Here is a 20,440-nt window from a genome sequence, read left to right on the forward strand (position 1 = left end):
CTGATTATGGATACTCAAACACTGGCGATTGGAAGCGGACGGATGTTCCGCTATGCCTTGGGGTCATTGCTGCTGTTGGCCGGGATGACGTTGTTGGCGGCCCAGGGCCTGGCGTGGCTGGACCTGGAGCCCAGGTTGCTGCGAGCCCTTCAGGGCGGCGGACTTTGTGCCTTGGGCACCGCGCTGGGGGCTGTGCCGGTGCTGGTCATCCGGCGCATGCCCCAGGCCGTGAGCGATTCGCTGCTGGGCTTCGGGGCCGGGGTGATGCTCGCGGCCACGGCGTTTTCGCTGATCGTGCCGGGCATTGCCGCGGCCGAGCAGTTGGGATTCACGCCTTGGGCGGCCAGCGGCCTTATCTGCTTTGGCATTCTGTCGGGGGCGTTCGGGCTGTACCTGGTGGACCGCAAGGTCTCGGCCAGCCCCGAAAGGCTGGTGGCGGCGCCGGGACGCCCGATCATCGCGCCGCGGATCTGGTTGTTCGTGTTCGCCATCATCGCCCACAACATTCCAGAAGGCATGGCGGTGGGCGTGTCGGCGGGCGGCGGCATGCCGGATGCCGACAGCCTGGCGATGGGCATCGCCTTGCAGGATGTCCCTGAAGGGCTGGTGATCGCGCTGGTGCTGGCCACGGCGGGCATGTCGCGGGTCAGGGCGTTTCTGATTGGCGCGGCGTCAGGGCTGGTCGAGCCCGTGTTCGCGCTGCTGTGCGCCTGGTTGGTGAGCCTGGCCGAGATGCTCTTGCCCCTGGGCCTGGCGTTGGCGGCTGGGGCGATGCTGCTGGTGGTGACCCATGAGGTCATTCCCGAATCCCGCCGCAATGGTCACGAGAAACTGGCGAGCCTGGGGTTGTTGGTGGGGTTTTGCCTGATGATGGTGCTGGATACGGCGTTGGCGTGATGCAGGTCTGCGGGGAGTGGGCTTGTGGCAAGGGGCTTTTGTGGCGAGGGAGCTTGCTCCCGTTGGGCTGCGAAGCAGCCCCTTGTTTCATCACGGCGATGCGGCGTATGGCGGTTTACGACTGCTTCGCAGTCGAGCGGGAGCAAGCTCCCTCGCCACAAAAGCCAGCTCTGTCAACCCAACAAGCTCGCCTGGCTTGGGCCGTTATTCGCCTTCGTCGAAGTATCGGTTGATCAGGTCTACCAAGGCATTCATCGCTTCCTGCGCCTGATCCCCTTCAGTGCTCAGGTGGATCTTGGTGCCCTTGCCGGCGGCGAGCATCATCATTGCCATGATGCTTTTGCCGTCGACCGTGGACTCCGGCGTGCGGCCGACCCTGATGGTGGTGTCCTTGAACTGTCCCGCGACTCCGACAAACTTGGCCGACGCTCGGGCATGCAAACCCAGCTTGTTGATGATTTCAATTTCCTGAGCAGGCATCGCGGTGTGAATCCTTTAGCTGAGGTCGCGGTGGCGAACCTGGACATTCTTCAGGGATTGTTGCAGGAGCTGACCCAGGCGTTCGGTCAGGTAGACGGAGCGGTGGTGACCGCCGGTACAGCCGATGGCGATCGTGACATAGGCGCGATTGCTCGCGGCAAAGCGGGGTAGCCATTTGAGCAGGTAGCTGGAGATGTCCTGGTACATTTCCTCGACGTCCGGCTGTGCGGCCAGGTAGTCGATCACCGGCTGATCGAGCCCGGACTGCTCGCGCAGTTCCGGTTTCCAATAAGGGTTGGGCAGGCAACGCACATCGAACACCAGGTCGGCGTCTACCGGCATGCCACGCTTGAAGCCGAACGACTCCACCAGGAACGCCGTGCCCGGCTCCGGTTGGTTCAGCAGGCGCAGCTTGATCGTGTCGCGCAACTGATACAGGTTCAGGTGCGTGGTGTTGACCTTCAGGTCCGCCAGGTCGGCGATCGGCCCCAACAGCTGGCTTTCATCCTCGATGGCTTCGGCCAGGGAGCGGTTGGCGTTGCTCAACGGGTGACGCCGGCGGGTTTCGGAAAAACGCTTGAGCAGCGTCTCCTCATCGGCATCCAGGTACAACACATCGCATTGAATATGCCGGCTGCGCACTTCCTCGAGCAGTTCGGGAAAGCGCGACAGGTGGCTCGGCAGGTTGCGCGCATCGATGGACACCGCCACCAGCGGCTGCGCCAGCTCGGTGTGGATCAGGGCGCGCTCGGCCAGTTCCGGCAGCAGGCCGGCGGGGAGGTTGTCGATGCAATAGTAGCCGCTGTCCTCAAGCACGTTGAGGGCCGTGCTTTTACCGGAGCCGGAGCGGCCACTGACGATGATCATGCGCATGTTTAATGACCGTTCTGCTCGTCCAGGACCACCTGGTACAGAGCTTCGTTACTCGGCGCGCTGCGCAGTTTTTCGCGCACTTCCTTGCGGTCCAGCATGCTGGCGATCTGGCGCAGCAGCTCGAGGTGCGCATCGGTCGCCGCTTCCGGAACCAGCAATACGAACAGCAGGTCGACCGGGGCGCCGTCGATGGCGTCGAAATCTATGGGGGCTTCAAGGTGCAACAGTGCGCTGATGGGCGCGGTACAACCCTTGAGGCGGCAATGGGGAATGGCGATGCCGTTGCCAAAACCGGTGGAACCGAGTTTTTCACGGGCAACCAGCGCCTCGAAGACGTCCTGCATTCCCAGATCCGGTACCTCGCGGTGGATCAGGTTGGCAGTTTGTTCGAGGGCTTTCTTTTTACTGCCGCCCGGCGCGTTCACTAGGGAACGGCCGGGGGTCAGGATGGTTTCTAGTCGGATCATGGATTGGGGGGGTTAACGACCGGTCGCGCCCTGGAGGAGGCTCTGGGTCTTTTCCTTATGCTTTTTGAGTTGGCGATCCAGCTTGTCGGTCAGCAGGTCAATCGCGGCATACATGTCTGTGTGCTCTGCGTTGGCGACCACTTCTCCGCCGGGGATATGCAGCGTGGCTTCGATTTTCTGCAGCAGCTTCTCGACGTTCATCGTGACTTGCACGTTGGTGATCTTGTCGAAATGCCTCTCCAACCGGTCGAGTTTTTCGCCGATGTAGGTGCGCAGGGGTTCGGTCACTTCCAGTTGGTGTCCACTGATGTTGACTTGCATACAGCTTCTCCTTCGTTGCCAGTGCATAAAGCGGCAGGCAGAAATGCCTGCCACTGGAACGCTGTGGCGTGGCCTGTTACATCAACCGCTTGCGTTCGCTCGAAGGCGCGATCCCGAGGGATTCGCGGTATTTGGCGACGGTACGGCGGGCCACCTGAATGCCTTGTGCCTCCAGTAAACCAGCGATCTTGCTGTCACTCAACGGCTTTTTCTGATTTTCCGCGGCCACCAGTTTTTTGATGATCGCGCGGATGGCCGTGGACGAGCATTCGCCGCCTTCGGAGGTACTGACATGGCTGGAGAAAAAGTATTTCAATTCATAGATGCCCCGGGGGGTATGCATGAATTTCTGGGTGGTCACCCGGGAAATCGTCGACTCGTGCATGCCCACTGCCTCGGCAATGTCATGCAGGACCAACGGTTTCATCGCCTCATCGCCGTACTCCAGGAAGCCGCGCTGATGCTCGACGATCTGGGTGGCCACTTTCATCAGGGTTTCGTTGCGGCTCTGCAGGCTCTTGATGAACCAGCGGGCCTCCTGCAACTGGTTGCGCATGAAGGTGTTGTCGGCGCTGGTGTCGGCGCGCTTGACGAAGCCGGCGTACTGGGCGTTGACCCGCAGCTTGGGCACCGACTCCTGGTTGAGCTCCACCAGCCAGCGATCGTTGTGCTTGCGCACGATCACATCGGGGACCACGTACTCAGGTTCAGTGGATTCGATCTGCGAGCCGGGGCGCGGGTTGAGGCTCTGTACCAGCTCGATGACCTGGCGCAGCTCATCTTCCTTGAGCTTCATGCGCCGCATCAACTGGCTGTAGTCGCGACCGCCCAGCAGGTCGATGTAATCGGTGACCAATCGCTTGGCTTCGGCCAGCCATGGCGTCTTGGCAGACAACTGGCGCAGTTGCAGCAGCAGGCACTCGCCCAGGTTGCGGGCGCCGATGCCGGCCGGTTCGAATTGCTGGATGCGATGGAGGACGGCTTCGATCTCGTCCAGCTCGATGTCGAGTTCGGGGTCGAAGGCTTCGAGGATCTCTTCGAGGGTCTCGTCCAGGTAGCCCTGGTTGTTGATGCAGTCGATCAGGGTGACCGCGATCAAGCGATCGGTGTCGGACATCGGCGCCAGGTTCAGTTGCCACAGCAGGTGGCTTTGCAGGCTTTCGCCGGCCGAGGTGCGGGTGGTGAAGTCCCACTCGTCGTCATCGCTGCTGGGCAGGTTGCTGGCGCTGGTCTGGTAGACGTCTTCCCAGGCCGTGTCCACGGGCAGCTCGTTGGGGATGCGCTCGTTCCATTCGCCATCCTCGAGGTTATCCACCGTCGGGGCGGTTTCCTGGTAGGACGGTTCCGGGATCTCGGTATTGGTCTTCTGCTCGACGTTGTCGGCCAGCGGGTCGGTGTTATCGAAGTCGTCGCCTTCTTCCTGGCGTTCGAGCATCGGATTGGACTCCAGGGCCTCCTGGATTTCCTGTTGCAGGTCCAGGGTCGACAATTGGAGCAGGCGGATGGCCTGTTGCAGCTGCGGTGTCATCGTCAGCTGCTGGCCCATTCTCAAGACTAGCGATGGTTTCATGGCAGGGGCTTAACACCTTATTCGCCGGCGCACATGCGCCATCCACTACAGGGCGCCGGAGCGCCAAACTTAAGCAAATTATATGCCTGAAACCGAAGTGTTTGCCTAGAGCGTCGCCATAATAAAATTAAACGACGCCCGGGCAATTCGCCAGACACGTGTGCTTACAGGCGGAACTCATGGCCCAGGTACACTTCCTTGACCAGGTCGTTGGCCAGGATCGCGGCGGAGTCACCTTCGGCGATCAATTGGCCGTCATTGACAATGTAGGCGGTTTCGCAGATATCCAGGGTCTCGCGCACGTTGTGGTCGGTGATCAGCACGCCGATGCCCTTGGCCTTGAGGTGATGGATGATCTGCTTGATGTCGCCCACCGAGATCGGGTCCACGCCGGCGAACGGTTCGTCGAGCAGGATGAACTTCGGTGCGGTGGCCAGGGCGCGGGCAATTTCCACACGGCGCCGTTCGCCACCCGACAGGCTCATGCCCAGGTTGTCGCGAATGTGGTTGATGTGGAATTCCTGCAGCAGGCTTTCCAGCTCCTGGCGACGGCCGGCCTTGTCGAGCTCCTTACGGGTCTCGAGGATCGCCATGATGTTGTCGGCAACCGACAGTTTGCGGAAGATCGACGCTTCTTGCGGCAAATAGCCGATGCCGGCCTTCGCCCGGCCATGCATCGGCTGGTGGCTGACATCCAGGTCGTCGATCAGTACGCGACCCTGATCGGCCTGGACCAGGCCGACGATCATATAGAAGCAGGTGGTCTTGCCCGCGCCATTGGGGCCGAGCAGGCCGACGATCTGGCCGCTGTCGATGGACAGGCTGACATCACGCACGACTTGCCGGCTCTTGTAGCTCTTGGCCAAGTGCTGAGCTTTCAGAGTTGCCATTACTGGGCCTTTTGCTCGGTTTTCTTTTTAGGCTGGATCACCATATCGATCCGCGGACGCTGCTCGGTCACCTTGCTGCCGGTGGCACGGCCGGCGCTGGCCAGTTTCTTGACGGTGTCGTAGACGATTTTCTCGCCCTGGGTGACGTTGTTGTCCTTGTCGACGACCTTGGCACGGTCGATCAGGACCACGCGATCCTGGGAGGCGTGGTATTGGATGGTGACCCCGTAGCCCTGTACCGGCTTGGTGTCGCCCGCGGTTTGCATCTGCTCGAAATAGGCCAGGTTGCCCACCGAGGTCACTACATCGATATCGCCGGCCGGGGTACGGGTGATGGTCACGGTGTTGCCGGTGACCTTCATCGAACCCTGGGTGATGATCACATCACCTTTATAGGTGGCGACGCCATTCTTGTCGTCGAGTTGGGCGTCGTCGGCCTGGATGCGGATAGGCTGGTCGCGGTCGTTGGGAAGAGCCCAGGCGCTCGCGCTTCCCAGTGCTGCGCCCAGACTGAGCAAAATAGGGAGGGTTTTAGCGAGCTTCATACTGTCCTCTTACGTTCGATAGCAGGTGTATCCTGCTTTCCTTCAAATACGCTTTCATTCCCGTGCCGGTCGATACACCCCCGGCGCCGTCGATTCTAACGGGTTGCTCGGTCTGCGCATATTCTTGCTGTGGGAACACGGTCATGCGTGTGCTGGTGATGATGGTCGTGCGGTTTTTCTCGTCGGTTCGGGCGACGCGTACCGAGTCGATCAGCTCCACTTCGGTGCCGCCGGAATTGACTTCGGCGTGCTCGCTCTGCACGTGCCACGGGAATTCGGTGCCGCGGAACATGTTCAGGTCCGGCTTGGTGACCAGCGTAATGTCAGTGGCCTTTACGTGGTCAACCTTGTCGGACGTCATCTCATATTGCACTTTGCCGTCGGGCAGGTACTGCAGGGTATGGGTGTTGGTCGCGTACCAGTCGATCCGTTCCTCGACCTGGGCCGCAGGCTGGTCGAGAAACCGTTCCGGGCTGATGTTCCAATAGCCCACCGCGGCGAAAATCGCTGCGATACAGGCAAACACCACAATGGTGCGAATCTTTTTGCTCAGCATAAATGGCTCACAGGTACGCGGCGTTGGCCGCTTCGAGGCGGCCCTGGGCGCGCAGGATCAGTTCACAGAATTCGCGGGCAGCACCTTCGCCGCCTCGCGCCGTGGTGATGCCGTGGGCATGCTCGCGCACGAAGCTGGCCGCGTTGGCGACCGCCATGCCCAGGCCGACCCGGCGAATCACCGGCAGGTCTGGCAGGTCGTCACCGAGGTAGGCCACCTGTTCATAGCTTAGGTTGAGTTGACCCAGAAGCTCGTCCAGCACCACCAGTTTGTCTTCGCGCCCCTGGTAAAGGTGCGGGATGCCGAGGTTCTTCGCACGCCGTTCGACCACCGGGGTCTTGCGGCCGCTGATGATAGCCGTCTGTACGCCGGCGGCCATCAACATCTTGATGCCTTGGCCGTCGAGGGTGTTGAAGGTCTTGAATTCGCTGCCGTCTTCGAGGAAGTACAGGCGGCCGTCGGTCAGCACGCCGTCCACATCGAACACGGCCAGCTTGATGGCTTTGCCACGTTGCAACAGGTCTGTGTTCATTTACATGACTCCCGCACGCAGCAGATCGTGCATGTTCAGGGCGCCCACCGGCCGGTCTTCGTCATCGACGACCACCAGGGCGCTGATCTTGTGGTCTTCCATGATTTTCAGGGCCTCGGCGGCGAGCATCTCGGCGCGGGCGGTCTTGCCGTGGGGGGTCATGACTTGCTCGATGGTCGCGCTGTGGATGTCGATGGTGCGGTCCAGGGTGCGGCGCAGGTCGCCGTCGGTGAAGATCCCGGCGAGCTTGCCGTCGGCTTCGAGAATAACCGTCATGCCCAGGCCCTTGCGGGTCATCTCCATGAGTGCGTCCTTGAGCAGCGTGCTGCGCACGACCTGTGGCAGTTCCTGGCCGGCGTGCATCACGTTTTCGACTTTCAGCAGCAGGCGACGGCCGAGGGCGCCACCGGGATGGGAAAAGGCGAAGTCTTCCGCGGTGAAGCCCCGGGCTTCCAGCAGCGCCACGGCCAGGGCGTCGCCCATGACCAGGGCCGCGGTGGTGGAGGAGGTTGGCGCCAGGTTCAATGGGCAGGCCTCGTGCTCGACATGCACATTGAGGTTCACTTCGGCGGCCTTGGCCAGCGGCGAGTCGGGGTTGCCGGTCACGCTGATCAACTGGATGCCCAGGCGCTTGATCAGCGGCAGCAGGGTGATGATCTCGTTGGTGGAGCCGGAGTTGGACAGGGCCAGGATGATGTCGTCCCGGGTGATCATGCCCATGTCCCCATGGCTGGCTTCGGCCGGATGGACGAAAAAGGCCGTGGTGCCGGTGCTGGCGAGGGTGGCGGCGATCTTGTTGCCGATGTGCCCGGACTTGCCCATGCCGACCACGACGACGCGGCCCTTGCTGGCCAGAATCATCTCGCAGGCGCGTACGAAATCAGCGTCGATATGGGGCAGCAAGCCTTGCACGGCTTCGAGCTCGAGGCGGATGGTACGTTGTGCCGATTGAATCAGGTCGCTGGATTGGCTCATGTCTGAAATCGTATAGCCCGATGAAAAGGCGGCGATTATAGCGGTAATGAACAATTCCCTCACGTAAGTTCGTCATGCTTTGTTCAAGGGGCCGCAACGTTTGACATAAAATGTGGCTTTTACCTTAAGCCAGGCTTAACGGGCGGGGCGTTGGCCTTGGGCGCTTGGCTGTTGCAGTGATATAGTTCGCCGCCGGTTCGCGTGCCCGGCGGTACCGGCGCTTGTCGGCTGCCCAGGGCATTCGAATGTGAGGCTGCATCGCAAGGAGTTTAGATGAGTGCCGACAACGCCTACGCGGTCGAGCTGAAGGGACTGTCCTTCAAGCGAGGGACGCGCAGCATTTTCAATGACATCGATATTCGCATACCACGGGGCAAGGTCACCGGCATCATGGGGCCCTCCGGGTGTGGCAAGACCACGCTGCTGCGGCTGATGGGCGCGCAGCTGCGTCCCAGCGCCGGCGAAGTCTGGGTCAATGGCCAGAATCTTCCCCAATTGTCTCGCAGCGACCTGTTCGATGCGCGCAAGCACATGGGCGTGCTGTTCCAGAGCGGCGCGCTGTTCACCGACCTCGATGTGTTCGAGAACGTGGCGTTTCCGCTGCGGGTCCATACCGACCTGCCGGAAGAGATGATCCGCGACATCGTCCTGCTCAAGTTGCAGGCCGTCGGGCTGCGTGGCGCCATCGACCTGATGCCGGACGAGCTGTCCGGCGGCATGAAGCGGCGGGTCGCGCTGGCGCGGGCGATTGCCCTCGATCCGAAGATCCTCATGTACGACGAACCCTTCGTCGGCCAGGACCCGATCGCCATGGGTGTGCTCGTACGCCTGATCCGCCTGCTCAACGATGCGCTGGGCATCACCAGTATCGTGGTCTCCCACGACCTGGCCGAAACCGCCAGCATTGCCGACTACATCTATGTGGTCGGCGATGGCCAGGTGCTGGGGCAGGGCACACCGCAGGAACTGGCGGATTCGGACAACCCGCGTATTCGCCAATTCATGAAGGGTGATCCGGACGGGCCGGTGGCGTTCCATTTTCCGGCCACGGATTACCGTACCGATCTGCTGGGGAAGCGCTGATGCGCAAGAAATCACTGTTGGAAAGAATTCGTCTGTTCGGTCGCTCCGGCATCGATGTGGTGGCGGTGCTGGGTCGTTCCTCGTTGTTCCTGATGCACGCCTTGCTCGGTCGCAACTCGACAGGCGGCGGCTTTGGCCTGCTGGTCAAGCAGCTGCACTCGGTGGGCGTGATGTCCCTGGTGATCATCGTCGTCTCCGGGATCTTCATCGGCATGGTGCTGGCGCTGCAGGGCTTCAGCATTTTGTCCAGCTACGGTTCGGAGCAGGCGGTCGGGCAGATGGTCGCCCTGACGCTGCTGCGCGAGCTTGGCCCCGTGGTGACTGCGCTGCTGTTCGCCGGGCGGGCCGGTTCGGCGCTGACGGCTGAAATCGGTAACATGAAGTCCACCGAGCAGTTGTCCAGCCTGGAAATGATCGGTGTCGACCCACTCAAGTACATCATTGCCCCGCGCCTGTGGGCCGGTTTCATTTCCCTGCCGGTGCTGGCGATGATTTTCAGCGTCGTGGGGATCTGGGGCGGCTCCTGGGTGGCCGTCGACTGGCTGGGGGTCTATGAAGGCTCCTACTGGTCGAACATGCAAAACAGCGTCGACTTCCTCGACGATGTCCTCAATGGCGTGATCAAAAGTGCCGTGTTCGCGTTCGTCGTGACCTGGATCGCCGTGTTCCAAGGCTATGACTGTGACCCCACTTCAGAGGGGATCAGCCGTGCCACAACCAAGACCGTGGTGTACGCCTCGCTGGCGGTCCTGGGCCTTGACTTTATTCTGACCGCCTTGATGTTTGGAGATTTCTGATGCAAAACCGCACCCTGGAAATCGGTGTCGGCCTTTTCTTGCTGGCTGGCATCCTGGCTTTGCTGCTGCTGGCCTTGCGGGTCAGTGGCCTGGCGCCGACGGCAAGCACCGATACTTATAAACTTTATGCCAACTTCGACAATATCGCCGGTTTGACGGTCAGAGCCAAGGTGACCATGGCCGGTGTGACCATCGGCAAGGTCACGGCAATCGATCTGAACCGCGAGGATTTCACCGGTCGGGTGACGCTGCAGCTGGAAAAGCGCGTGGACAACCTGCCGACTGACTCCACTGCATCTATCCTCACGGCCGGGCTGCTGGGCGAGAAATACATTGGCATCAGCGTGGGAGGGGAAGACGCCGTGCTCAAGGACGGCGGCGTCATCCATGACACGCAGTCGTCCCTGGTGCTCGAGGACCTGATCGGTAAATTCCTGCTCAATACCGTTAGCAAAGACGCCAAATGAGGAGCTTTTGAATGATCTCTATCTTGCGACGTAGCCTGTTGGTGCTGCTCGCGGCGCTGCCGTTGATGGCCAACGCAGTGGCCGCGCCTTCGGCCCATGACATCATCCAGGACACGACCACCCGGTTGTTGGCGGACCTTGCCGCCAATAAAGAGAAATACAAGCAGGACCCCAGCGCGTTCTATGACGCGCTGAATGGCATCGTCGGCCCTGTGGTGGACGCCGATGGCATCTCCAAGAGCATCATGACCGTCAAGTACTCGCGCAAGGCAACCCCTGCGCAGATGACCCGCTTCCAGGAGAACTTCAAGCGCAGCCTGATGCAGTTCTATGGCAACGCCTTGCTGGAATACAACAACCAGGGCATCACCGTTTCCCCGGCCAAGGACGAAAGCGGCACCCGCACCAGCGTCGACATGCAGGTCAAGGGCAACAACGGCGCGGTCTACCCTGTGTCCTACACGCTGGAGAAGATCAACAGCGAGTGGAAAGTGCGCAACGTGATCATCAACGGCATCAACATTGGCAAGCTGTTCCGCGATCAGTTCGCCGACGCGATGCAGCGCAATGGCAACGACCTGGACAAGACCATCGACGGTTGGGCCGGTGAAGTCGCCAAGGCCAAGGAAGTGACCGAAGAAGCCAAAGAGAAGCAGGAACAATGATCGAGTCGGTGAGTGAGTCGGCCGTTCGTCTGGGCGGCGCGGGTGAGCTGCTGCTCAGTGGCGTGCTGGACTACCGCACCGGCCCGGCCTTGCGCAAGCAGGGCCAGGCGCTGATCAAGTCCGTCGGTGCCGCCGAGGTGGTCATTGACTGCTCGGCGGTGCAGAAGTCCAGCAGTGTCGGCTTGTCGCTGCTGCTGTGCTTCATGCGGGACGCCAAGGCGGCCGGCAAAACGTGGAGCATCCGTGGGATGCCCGAAGATATGCGCGAAATAGCCCAGGTCAGTGAGCTGACCGAGCTGTTGGCGCACTCCTGACCACATTGTTGGAAAAGTCCCCCCGTCAGAGTCCTGCTTCGCGGGGTTCGCAGGCGCGGGGCTTTTTTGTATGATGTGCGACCCGCGCGCACAGGGCGCCGATTGAGGTTGAGCATGCAGGCTGTAGAAGTGAAGAGCTTCCTTGAAGGAAAGCTGCCTGGTACGCAGGTGGAAGTTGAAGGCGAAGGCTGCAACTTTCAGCTGAACGTGATCAGCGATGAACTGGCGGCATTGAGCCCAGTGAAGCGTCAGCAGAGCATCTATGCCCATTTGAACCCATGGATTGCCGATGGCAGCATCCACGCGGTCACGATGAAATTTTTCAGCAGCGCGGCCTGGGCCGAGCGCACCTGAGCCCAAGGGCCTCGAGATTCTTATGGATAAACTGATTATTACCGGCGGCGTTCGTCTTGATGGCGAAATCCGTATCTCCGGGGCAAAGAACTCCGCCCTGCCAATCCTGGCCGCAACCCTGCTGTGCGACGGTCCTGTGACCGTGGCCAACCTGCCGCACCTGCACGACATCACCACGATGATCGAGCTGTTCGGCCGCATGGGCATCGAGCCGGTGATCGACGAGAAGCTCAGCGTCGAGATCGACCCACGCACCATCAAGACCCTGATCGCCCCGTACGAGCTGGTGAAGACCATGCGTGCGTCGATCCTGGTACTGGGCCCGATGGTCGCCCGTTTCGGTGAAGCCGAAGTCGCCTTGCCTGGCGGTTGCGCCATCGGCTCGCGTCCGGTGGACCTGCACATCCGCGGCCTGGAAGCCATGGGCGCGGTGATCGACGTCGAAGGTGGCTACATCAAGGCCAAGGCGCCGGAAGGCGGCTTGCGCGGCGCGCATTTCTTCTTCGATACCGTCAGCGTGACCGGTACCGAGAACATCATGATGGCGGCCGCACTGGCCAAGGGTCGTAGCGTGCTGCAGAACGCTGCCCGCGAGCCTGAAGTGGTCGACCTGGCAAACTTCCTGATCGCCATGGGCGCCAAGATCAGCGGCGCCGGCACTGACACCATCACCATCGATGGCGTCGAGCGCCTGCATTCGGCCACCTACAAGGTGATGCCGGATCGGATCGAAACCGGTACCTACCTGGTGGCCGCTGCCGTTACCGGTGGCCGCGTCAAGGTCAAGGACACCGATCCGACCATCCTCGAAGCCGTCCTGGAGAAGCTCAAGGAAGCCGGCGCCGAAGTCACCTGCGGCGAAGACTGGATCGAAGTGAACATGCACGGCAAGCGGCCCAAGGCTGTCAACGTGCGGACCGCTCCATACCCGGCGTTCCCGACCGACATGCAGGCGCAGTTCATCTCCCTCAACGCCATTGCCGAAGGCACGGGCGCGGTCATCGAGACGATCTTCGAAAACCGCTTCATGCACGTCTACGAACTGCACCGCATGGGCGCCAAGATCCAGGTCGAAGGCAACACGGCCATCGTCACTGGCACCGAGAAGCTCAAGGGCGCGCCAGTCATGGCCACCGACCTGCGGGCGTCGGCCAGCCTGGTCATCTCGGCCCTGGTTGCCGAAGGCGATACCCTGATCGACCGCATCTACCACATCGACCGTGGCTACGAGTGCATCGAAGAAAAACTGCAGATGCTCGGCGCCAAGATCCGCCGCGTGCCGGGCTAGTTCCGGCTGCATGGGCGCAGGGACGCGTCCGTTGATTTCGTTTTATCGAGGGTGTTTGCACCCTCGATGTGTGTCCGGCGCCGTTTGCGACCGGGCATGAGTACCTTGATAAGGACTGACGTTTCCCATGTTGACCATCGCACTGTCCAAGGGCCGCATCCTTGACGACACCCTGCCGCTTCTGGCTGAAGCGGGCATCGTGCCGACCGAGAATCCGGACAAGAGCCGCAAGCTGATCATTCCCACGACCCAGGCCGACGTGCGCTTGCTGATCGTGCGTGCCACCGATGTGCCGACCTATGTGGAACATGGTGCAGCCGACCTGGGCGTTGCCGGCAAGGACGTGCTGATGGAGTACGGCGGCCAGGGCCTGTACGAGCCCCTGGACCTGCAGATCGCCCGTTGCAAGCTGATGACCGCCGGTAAAGTCGGCGCGCCGGAGCCCAAGGGGCGTTTGCGCGTGGCGACCAAGTTCGTCAACATTGCCAAGCGTTATTATGCCGAGCAGGGCCGTCAGGTCGACATCATCAAGCTGTACGGTTCGATGGAGCTGGCGCCGCTGATCGGCCTGGCGGACAAGATCATCGACGTGGTCGACACCGGCAACACCCTGCGGGCCAACGGTCTGGAACCCCAGGATTTCATCGCCGACATCACCTCCCGGTTGATCGTCAACAAGGCGTCGATGAAAATGCAGCATGCTCGTATCCAGGCTCTGATCGATACCCTGCGCAAGGCAGTGGAATCACGACACCGCGGCTGATTCACCTGCGCGACCTTGAGTCGCGCCCGTCTATCCGTGTCATAGCCAATTTTCTCAGGTGCCCACGCGAATGGACTGGTAGCTTAGGGCGCCTGAGCATTTGCCATTAATGAGGCCCTCGCTATGACCGCTCCCACTTCGATTCGCCGACTCAACGCTGCCGATCCGGATTTCGCACATCATCTGGATCATCTGCTGAGCTGGGAAAGCGTGTCTGACGACTCGGTCAATCAGCGGGTGCTGGAGATCATCAAGGCTGTGCGCGAGCGTGGCGATGCGGCACTGGTGGAATTCACCCAGAAATTCGACGGCCTGCAAGTGGCGTCCATGGCCGACCTGATCCTGCCGCGCGAACGCCTGGAACTGGCCCTGACCCGGATCACCGTGCCCCAGCGCGAAGCCCTGGAAAAAGCCGCGTCGCGGGTGCGTGATTATCACGAAAGGCAGAAACAGGACTCCTGGAGCTACACCGAAGCCGACGGCACGGTGCTGGGCCAGAAAGTCACGCCGCTGGACCGTGCCGGCCTTTACGTGCCGGGCGGCAAGGCATCCTATCCGTCCTCGGTGCTGATGAACGCCATCCCGGCCAAGGTCGCCGGCGTGACCGAAGTGGTCATGGTCGTCCCGACCCCGCGGGGTGAAATCAACGAGCTGGTGCTGGCCGCCGCCTGCATTGCCGGGGTGGACCGGGTATTCACCATCGGCGGCGCCCAGGCCGTGGCTGCGCTGGCCTATGGCACCGAAAGCGTGCCACGGGTGGACAAGGTGGTCGGGCCGGGCAATATCTATGTCGCCACCGCCAAGCGCCACGTGTTTGGCCAGGTCGGCATCGACATGATCGCGGGCCCTTCGGAAATCCTCGTGGTGTGCGACGGCCAGACCGATCCGGATTGGATCGCCATGGACCTGTTTTCCCAGGCCGAGCACGACGAAGACGCCCAGGCGATCCTGGTCAGCCCGGACGCCGAGTTCCTCGACAAGGTCGCCGCCAGCATCGACAAGCTGCTGCCGACCATGGACCGCGCCGAGATCATCAACACCTCGATCAATGGCCGTGGGGCGCTGATCAAGGTCGATGACATGGCGCAGGCCATCGAGGTCGCCAACCGCATCGCGCCGGAACACCTGGAATTGTCCGTTGCCGATCCGCAAGCCTGGCTGCCACAGATCCGCCACGCCGGCGCGATCTTCATGGGCCGCCACACCAGCGAGGCACTGGGCGATTATTGCGCGGGGCCCAACCACGTGTTGCCGACTTCCGGCACCGCCCGCTTTTCGTCGCCGCTGGGGGTGTATGACTTCCAGAAGCGTTCGTCGATCATCTTCTGCTCCGAGCAGGGGGCTTCCGAACTGGGCAAGACCGCCTCGGTGCTGGCCCGCGGCGAATCGCTGAGCGCCCATGCCCGCAGCGCCGAGTACCGTATTCTTGATGAGCAATCCGTTGAAGGGCAGGGGAACTGAAATGAGTAAATTCTGGAGCCCGTTCGTCAAGAACCTGGTGCCCTACGTGCCGGGCGAGCAACCGAAGCTGACCCGGTTGGTCAAGCTCAACACCAACGAGAACCCCTACGGCCCATCGCCCAAGGCCCTGGCGGCGATGCAGACCGAACTGAACGACAACCTGCGCCTGTATCCGGACCCCAACAGTGACCTGCTCAAAGGCGCCGTGGCCCGCTACTACGGCGTGCAGAGCAACCAGGTGTTCCTGGGTAACGGCTCGGATGAAGTGCTGGCACACATCTTTCACGGTCTGTTGCAGCACGACCAGCCACTGTTGTTCCCGGACATCAGCTACAGCTTCTATCCGGTGTATTGCGGGTTGTATGGCATCCAGTTCGAGGCAGTGCCGCTGGATGAACAATTCCGCATCGACCCGGCGGACTATGCCAAGCCGAACGGCGGGATCATTTTCCCCAACCCGAACGCGCCCACCGGCTGCCTGCTGGCGCTGGACGCGGTCGAGCGGATCCTCAAGGCCAGCCCGGACTCGGTGGTGGTGGTCGACGAGGCTTATATCGACTTCGGCGGCGAGACGGCCATCAGCCTGGTGGATCGTTATCCGAACCTGCTGGTGACCCAGACATTGTCCAAATCCCGCTCGCTGGCGGGGCTGCGCGTGGGCCTGGCGGTGGGGCATCCGGACCTGATCGAAGCGCTGGAGCGGATCAAGAACAGCTTCAACTCCTACCCGCTGGATCGCCTGGCGAACGTCGGCGGCGCGGCGGCGTTCGATGATCGCGAGTATTTCGACCGGACCTGCCGGTTAGTCATCGAGCACCGTGAATGGGTCGTGGCCCAATTGGAAGCCAAGGGCTTTGAAGTGCTGCCCTCGGCGGCCAACTTCATCTTCGCCCGCCACTCCCGGCACGATGCGGCAGGCTTGGCGGCGAAACTGCGGGAGCAGGGGGTGATCGTGCGGCACTTCAAGCAGGAGCGGATTGCCCAATTCCTGCGGATCAGCATCGGCACACCGGAGCAGAACCAGGCCCTGATCGAAGCCCTCGGCGAACTCTGAAACCCTGCATTGACCCTGTGGGAGCGAGCTTGCTCGCGAAGGCGTAGTGTCAGTCACTTCAATGTTGGCTGAACTGGCGCCATCGCGAGCAAGCTCGCTCCCACAGTTGTTTTGGGTGGGTCGTAATATCGGCGTTCCAGCGCCAATCCCCTGTGGGAGCGAGCTTGCTCGCGATGGGGCCTTCGGATCAGACCCTGAACTGATTGATCAACCGCCGCTGCTGCTCCGCCAGTTTGGTCAGCCCAGCGCTGGCCGCGCTGGATTCGTCGGCGCCGCTGGCCACTTCGTTCGCCACTTGTCCGATGTTGATCACGTTGCGGTTGATGTCGTCGGCCACGGCGCTTTGTTCCTCGGCAGCGCTGGCGATCTGGGTGTTCATGTCGTTGATCACCGACACGGCCTGGGTAATCGTTTCCAGGGCCTGGGCCGCTTTCGCCGCATGCTGCACGCTTTCATCGGTACGGTGCTGGCTGTCTTCCATCACCCGCACCACATCCCGGGTGCCTTGTTGCAGTTGCTGGATCATCGCCTGGATTTCTTCGGTCGCCTGCTGCGTCTTCTGCGCCAGGTTGCGCACTTCATCGGCGACCACTGCGAAACCACGGCCCTGTTCACCGGCCCGAGCCGCTTCGATGGCCGCGTTGAGGGCCAGCAGGTTGGTCTGCTCGGCGATCCCGCGGATGGCGGTGAGGATCGCGTTGATGTTCTCGCTGTCCTTGGCCAGGGTCTGCACCACGCCCACCGCCTTGCCGATCTCCACGGCCAGGGCACCAATGGAGGTGGAGGTGTCCCGGACGATCTGCATGCCCTGGCTGGCAGCCTGGTCCGCATGACTGGCGGCCTGGGCCGCTTGGGTCGCGTTGCGGGCCACGTCCTGGGCGGTGGCGGTCATTTCGTGCACCGCAGTAGCGACCTGATCGATCTCGGACATTTGCTTGTGCACGCCCTGGTTGGTGCGGATCGCAATATCGGCAGTGTGCTCCGATGAATCACTGACGCTCTGCACCGAGGTCACCACTTGGGTGATCATGCCCTGCAACTTGCTCAGGAAAGTGTTGAAGCCCCTGGCGATCGCCCCCAGCTCATCGGCGCGGTCGCTCACCAGGCGACGGGTCAGGTCGCCTTCGCCCTGGGCGATGTCATCGAGCATCGCCACCATTTGCTTGAGTGGCCGGGCAATGCCATGGCCCACCAGCCAGATCACCAGCAGACCGATACCGGCAATCACCAGGCCCACCATCGCCATGCCGAAGATATCGGCCTGGCGCTGATGGTCGAGGTCTTGCTGCAAGGCTTGCAGGTCGGCCATGACCGCATTCAGCGGCAACTGCAGCATCAACGTCCAGCGGGCGTTGGTCTCGCCGATGCCGAACGGCATGTACACCTCGATATGCCCGTGTTCTTCGTCGATGTCGTAGCGCACCTCGCCGACGCCCAGCTTGGCCAGGTTGTCCAATTCGCTGGCATCCAGCAGGTCGCTGGCCTTTTCCCCGAGTTTGCTCGGGTCCTTGGTGAAGGCCACCAGCCGGTTGTTGCTCGAGAGCAGAGCCATTTCTCCGGCGCCGTCGTATAGCTTGCCATCGGCGGCCACGAGCATGTCCTGGATGAAGTTCACCGACAGGTCGGCGCCGACGATGCCCTGGAACTTGCCATCGATCATGATCGGTTCGATGAACGAGGCGAGCATGGTCATCGTGCTGCCGACGCGATAGGGCGCCGGGTCGATCACGCAGGCTTTCTTGCTGTCCTGGGAGCACAGGTAGTACTCACTGGCGCGGATGCCGGTGGAGAGCAGTTTCTGGTCGGTCACGTCGGCGAGTTTTTCCAGGCCCAGGGAGCCGTCCTGGTTGCGAAACCACCACGGCAGGAAACGTCCGTTGGTTTCCATGCCCACCACCGGGCTGTTTACATAGTTGGCGTCGTCGTGGTCGATGGCGTTCGGCTCCCAGGCGATGTAGGCGCCGAGGATCTTCGGGTTGCGCACCACGGTTTCCCGCAGCAGGCTGATCATTTGTTCGCGGGGCACCTTCAGTTGCGGGTTGCCGTCCGCGCCGTTGATGCCCATCAAGGCGTTCGTGGTGGCCAGGCCGCGGGCGAGCAGCAGCGGGGCTTCCAGTTCCCGTTGGATCAGGCTGGCCTGGGTGCGCGCCAGGGCACTGAGGCGTTGTTCGATGAGTTGCTCGAACTGCGCCTTGGTGCGCTGTTGCACCATCTCCTGGGTGCGGGCGCCAGCAAACAACGCGTACAGCACAAGGGCGCCAACCACACTGAGCACGATGGCGCCGGCCAGGGCGGCCACGGAAAACTGGATCGATTTGAATTTCATAAAGGCTCCGGACGCGGAAATGACGTCTGGGCTCTTTATCGGCGTTTCTGTGGCGCGGCATGAGGCGCTGTTCGTCGGGTGACTCTTATAGCTGCGTGGGTGTCGCAAATGGACACGGTGGAATCTGTCCGAAAAAACGCTAATCCCTCGTTGTGTATCTGGCGCCGATACAAATCAAGGCCTAGGATACGCCCACGTTTCCAGGGAGCTTCTTTTACATGAACAAGACATTGATGGTGAGTGCTCTGAGCGCGGCGCTGCTGCTCGCCGGTTGTCAGTCGGTCAACACCACCAGCGGCGGAGCCGTGGGTGTGGAGCGCAAGCAGTACATGTTCAGCATGCTGTCGACCGACCAGGTCAACCAGATGTACGCCCAGTCCTATCAAAAGACGATGGGTGAGGCCAAAGCCCAGGGTGCGTTGGACAAGACCAGCAACGATGCCAAGCGCATCCAGGTCATTGCCGATCGCTTGATTGCCCAGGCGCCGGTGTTCCGCCCGGATTCGGCCCAGTGGAACTGGGAAGTGAACCTGATCAAGAGCGATGAACTCAACGCCAACTGCGGCCCTGGCGGCAAGATCATGTTCTACACCGGCCTGATCGACCAGTTGAAGCTGACCGACGCTGAAATCGCCGCGATCATGGGCCACGAAATCGCCCACGCCCTGCGCGAGCACGGGCGCGAAGCGATGTCCAAGGCCTATGGCATCGAGATGGCCAAGCAGGGCGCCGGTGCCTTGTTCGGTCTCGGCCAGGACAGCCTGGCATTGGCCGACACTGTCGCCAACTACGGCATGACCTTGCCCAACAGCCGTGGCAACGAGAACGAAGCCGACCTGATCGGCCTCGAACTGGCCGCCCGCGCCGGCTACGACCCGAATGCGGCGATCACCTTGTGGAACAAGATGGCCAAGGCTTCCGAAGGCGCGCCGCCGGAATTCATGAGCACCCACCCGTCGTCGAGCAGTCGTATCGCTTCGTTGCAAGCGGCGATTCCGAAGGTGATGCCGCTGTATCAGCAGGCCAAGAAGTAAGCATCGTTGTGGGAGCAAAGCTTGCTCGCGACAGGGGCGACGCAGACGTCAATCAGACCGCGTCATCGTTTATCGCGAGCAAGCTATGCTCCCACAGTTATCCTCTGCCCAAGGGGTGACAAAGGGTCAAACCCACCCACTACTCTGCATCGCCTTGTACACCGCCACGATCGCCAGGACGAAGAACGCCGAGGCGGCCAGGCGGCGGATCAGGGTCAGGGGCAGCTTCTCGGCGGCGAAATTGCCCGCCAGGACCACCGGCACGTTGGCAATCAACATGCCCACGGTGGTGCCGATGATCACCAGCCACAACTCCGGGTATTGCGCGGCGAGCATCACCGTGGCGATCTGGGTCTTGTCGCCGATTTCCGCCAGGAAGAACGCAATCAGTGTGGTCAGGAACGGTCCGAACCGGCGGGCCGTGTTGGCTTCTTCATCGTCCAGTTTGTCCGGGACGAGAGTCCACAATGCCGTGGCCGCGAAGCTGGCCGCCAATATCCAGTGCAGGACCGCGTTGGAGAAAAAACCGCTGACCCAGGCGCCGACCGCGCCGGCTGCCGCATGGTTGGCCAGGGTCGCGGCGACGATGCCGGCGATGATCGGCCAGGGTTTGCGAAAGCGAGCCGCCAGGATGAGCGCGAGCAATTGCGTCTTGTCGCCGATTTCGGCCAGCGCAACGATCGCCGTAGGTACGAGGAGTGAGTCCAGCATCAGGGATTTCCTAAAGG

The 20,440-nt window shown here is 61.7% G+C and carries 24 protein-coding genes and 1 pseudogene; 12 read left to right on the top strand and 13 right to left on the bottom strand.

All coding sequences use genetic code 11. From position 1 onward, the window contains the following. Positions 1–6 precede the first annotated feature (6 nt). Complete coding sequence (locus tag IB266_RS13270) at positions 7–897, top strand: ZIP family metal transporter (RefSeq protein WP_060739161.1); 891 nt, start codon at positions 7–9, stop codon at positions 895–897. 204 nt (positions 898–1,101) lie between these two features. On the opposite strand, the gene IB266_RS13275 is transcribed toward IB266_RS13270, so the two are convergent. From IB266_RS13275 to IB266_RS13320, 10 genes are all read right to left on the bottom strand, one after another. Further along, positions 1,102–1,377: an HPr family phosphocarrier protein gene (locus tag IB266_RS13275; RefSeq protein ID WP_060739160.1), complete on the bottom strand. Its 276-nt coding sequence runs from the start codon at positions 1,375–1,377 to the stop codon at positions 1,102–1,104. A 15-nt stretch (positions 1,378–1,392) separates the two neighbouring features. Then, complete coding sequence (gene rapZ, locus IB266_RS13280; protein ID WP_018613998.1) at positions 1,393–2,250, bottom strand: RNase adapter RapZ; 858 nt, start codon at positions 2,248–2,250, stop codon at positions 1,393–1,395. 2 nt (positions 2,251–2,252) lie between these two features. Next, a complete protein-coding gene (ptsN, locus tag IB266_RS13285; RefSeq protein WP_092171551.1) occupies positions 2,253–2,717 on the bottom strand; it encodes a PTS IIA-like nitrogen regulatory protein PtsN in 465 nt (154 codons plus the stop codon). A 12-nt stretch (positions 2,718–2,729) separates the two neighbouring features. Continuing rightward, entirely contained in the window at positions 2,730–3,038 is a 309-nt protein-coding gene (gene hpf / locus IB266_RS13290; protein WP_003178005.1) for a ribosome hibernation-promoting factor, HPF/YfiA family, read from the bottom strand. Between the two features lie 76 nt (positions 3,039–3,114). Next, positions 3,115–4,608, bottom strand: coding sequence for an RNA polymerase factor sigma-54 (locus IB266_RS13295; protein WP_192261474.1), 1,494 nt, complete (start codon positions 4,606–4,608; stop codon positions 3,115–3,117). Positions 4,609–4,772: 164 nt separating this feature from the next. Then, a complete protein-coding gene (gene lptB / locus IB266_RS13300; RefSeq protein ID WP_072346987.1) occupies positions 4,773–5,498 on the bottom strand; it encodes an LPS export ABC transporter ATP-binding protein in 726 nt (241 codons plus the stop codon). Next, positions 5,498–6,043 carry a lipopolysaccharide transport periplasmic protein LptA gene (lptA, locus tag IB266_RS13305; RefSeq protein WP_192261475.1) on the bottom strand — a complete coding sequence of 182 codons (546 nt, stop codon included), beginning with the start codon at positions 6,041–6,043 and terminating at the stop codon, positions 5,498–5,500. The genes lptB and lptA overlap by 1 nt, the downstream gene beginning before the upstream one ends. Next, positions 6,030–6,599 carry an LPS export ABC transporter periplasmic protein LptC gene (gene lptC, locus IB266_RS13310; RefSeq protein WP_060739155.1) on the bottom strand — a complete coding sequence of 190 codons (570 nt, stop codon included), beginning with the start codon at positions 6,597–6,599 and terminating at the stop codon, positions 6,030–6,032. The genes lptA and lptC overlap by 14 nt, the downstream gene beginning before the upstream one ends. Positions 6,600–6,606: 7 nt before the next feature. Continuing rightward, positions 6,607–7,131 (bottom strand): KdsC family phosphatase, encoded by a 525-nt coding sequence (locus tag IB266_RS13315; RefSeq protein ID WP_060739154.1) that lies wholly within the window; start codon positions 7,129–7,131, stop codon positions 6,607–6,609. Next, on the bottom strand, positions 7,132–8,106 hold the full coding sequence (locus tag IB266_RS13320; protein WP_192261476.1) for a KpsF/GutQ family sugar-phosphate isomerase: 975 nt from the start codon (positions 8,104–8,106) through the stop codon (positions 7,132–7,134). Between the two features lie 273 nt (positions 8,107–8,379). On the opposite strand from IB266_RS13320, the gene IB266_RS13325 reads away from it, so the two are divergent. From IB266_RS13325 to hisC, 10 genes are all read left to right on the top strand, one after another. Then, positions 8,380–9,189, top strand: a complete 810-nt coding sequence (locus IB266_RS13325; RefSeq protein WP_092205009.1) for an ATP-binding cassette domain-containing protein — start codon at positions 8,380–8,382, stop codon at positions 9,187–9,189. After that, positions 9,189–9,986 (top strand): lipid asymmetry maintenance ABC transporter permease subunit MlaE, encoded by a 798-nt coding sequence (mlaE, locus tag IB266_RS13330; protein ID WP_192261477.1) that lies wholly within the window; start codon positions 9,189–9,191, stop codon positions 9,984–9,986. The genes IB266_RS13325 and mlaE overlap by 1 nt, the downstream gene beginning before the upstream one ends. Then, a complete protein-coding gene (gene mlaD, locus IB266_RS13335) occupies positions 9,986–10,453 on the top strand; it encodes an outer membrane lipid asymmetry maintenance protein MlaD (RefSeq protein ID WP_053118499.1) in 468 nt (155 codons plus the stop codon). The genes mlaE and mlaD overlap by 1 nt, the downstream gene beginning before the upstream one ends. An 11-nt stretch (positions 10,454–10,464) precedes the next feature. Then, positions 10,465–11,118, top strand: coding sequence for a phospholipid-binding protein MlaC (locus tag IB266_RS13340; RefSeq protein WP_060739150.1), 654 nt, complete (start codon positions 10,465–10,467; stop codon positions 11,116–11,118). Between the two features lie 8 nt (positions 11,119–11,126). Then, on the top strand, positions 11,127–11,432 hold the full coding sequence (locus tag IB266_RS13345; RefSeq protein ID WP_072410951.1) for a lipid asymmetry maintenance protein MlaB: 306 nt from the start codon (positions 11,127–11,129) through the stop codon (positions 11,430–11,432). Positions 11,433–11,546: 114 nt separating this feature from the next. Next, a complete protein-coding gene (locus IB266_RS13350) occupies positions 11,547–11,786 on the top strand; it encodes a BolA family protein (RefSeq protein ID WP_007953556.1) in 240 nt (79 codons plus the stop codon). A gap of 22 nt (positions 11,787–11,808) precedes the next feature. Continuing rightward, positions 11,809–13,074: a UDP-N-acetylglucosamine 1-carboxyvinyltransferase gene (murA, locus tag IB266_RS13355; RefSeq protein ID WP_018614024.1), complete on the top strand. Its 1,266-nt coding sequence runs from the start codon at positions 11,809–11,811 to the stop codon at positions 13,072–13,074. Between the two features lie 127 nt (positions 13,075–13,201). Beyond that, the gene (hisG, locus tag IB266_RS13360) at positions 13,202–13,837 is read left to right on the top strand and encodes an ATP phosphoribosyltransferase (RefSeq protein ID WP_003197870.1); all 636 of its coding nucleotides are present in this window, start codon (positions 13,202–13,204) and stop codon (positions 13,835–13,837) included. A gap of 123 nt (positions 13,838–13,960) precedes the next feature. Beyond that, positions 13,961–15,298, top strand: coding sequence for a histidinol dehydrogenase (gene hisD, locus IB266_RS13365; protein ID WP_192261478.1), 1,338 nt, complete (start codon positions 13,961–13,963; stop codon positions 15,296–15,298). Between the two features lies 1 nt (position 15,299). Then, positions 15,300–16,352 (top strand): histidinol-phosphate transaminase, encoded by a 1,053-nt coding sequence (hisC, locus tag IB266_RS13370; protein WP_192261479.1) that lies wholly within the window; start codon positions 15,300–15,302, stop codon positions 16,350–16,352. Between the two features lie 187 nt (positions 16,353–16,539). On the opposite strand, the gene IB266_RS31170 is transcribed toward hisC, so the two are convergent. Both IB266_RS31170 and IB266_RS31175 read right to left on the bottom strand, forming a co-directional pair. Further along, positions 16,540–17,382, bottom strand: a complete 843-nt coding sequence (locus tag IB266_RS31170; protein ID WP_370873798.1) for a methyl-accepting chemotaxis protein — start codon at positions 17,380–17,382, stop codon at positions 16,540–16,542. A gap of 15 nt (positions 17,383–17,397) precedes the next feature. Beyond that, positions 17,398–18,678: pseudogene (locus IB266_RS31175) on the bottom strand (HAMP domain-containing protein); the annotation flags it as partial. A gap of 218 nt (positions 18,679–18,896) precedes the next feature. Here IB266_RS31175 and IB266_RS13380 point away from each other — a divergent pair. Beyond that, a complete protein-coding gene (locus IB266_RS13380) occupies positions 18,897–19,712 on the top strand; it encodes a M48 family metallopeptidase (RefSeq protein ID WP_072410894.1) in 816 nt (271 codons plus the stop codon). Between the two features lie 126 nt (positions 19,713–19,838). Here the strand turns inward: IB266_RS13380 and IB266_RS13385 are convergent, their stop codons facing one another. Then, positions 19,839–20,423, bottom strand: a complete 585-nt coding sequence (locus tag IB266_RS13385; protein ID WP_060739145.1) for a TMEM165/GDT1 family protein — start codon at positions 20,421–20,423, stop codon at positions 19,839–19,841. Between the last annotated feature and the right edge of the window lie 17 nt (positions 20,424–20,440).

The organism is Pseudomonas sp. Pdm06 (assembly GCF_014851795.1).
Classification (GTDB): Bacteria; Pseudomonadota; Gammaproteobacteria; order Pseudomonadales; family Pseudomonadaceae; genus Aquipseudomonas; species Aquipseudomonas fluorescens_AA.